This is a genomic window from Bradyrhizobium sp. Kon10 (assembly GCF_055807395.1).
The window spans coordinates 1-241 of record NZ_JBVVOZ010000363.1 but is presented as its reverse complement, the minus strand read 5'-3'; the positions used below and the strand labels follow the sequence as shown (position 1 = coordinate 241).

Sequence of the window (241 nt, the reverse complement as noted above, 5' to 3'; positions counted from 1 at the left end):
CTTGGACAGCGATACAGGACACGCCTGGAACGTATTGAAGAAATTTGGCGAGATTCATAAATGGCATCCGTCAATTGTCCAAAGCAGTATTGAGGACAATCAGCCGGATGGAATGGTTGGCTGCATCCGCCAGCTCAAACTGGTCGATGGCGCAGTTGTCAGGGAGCGCCTGCTGGCGGTCGATGACCGCAACACAATGCTTTCCTACTGTTTCGAGGAGGCCCCATTGCCCTTGGACAAC

The 241-nt window shown here is 53.1% G+C and carries 1 protein-coding gene; it reads left to right on the top strand.

Translation table 11 applies throughout. The features are described from left to right. A partial coding sequence (locus AC0L2O_RS37395; RefSeq protein ID WP_473373274.1) for an SRPBCC family protein occupies nt 1–241 on the top strand: 241 nt, incomplete at both ends.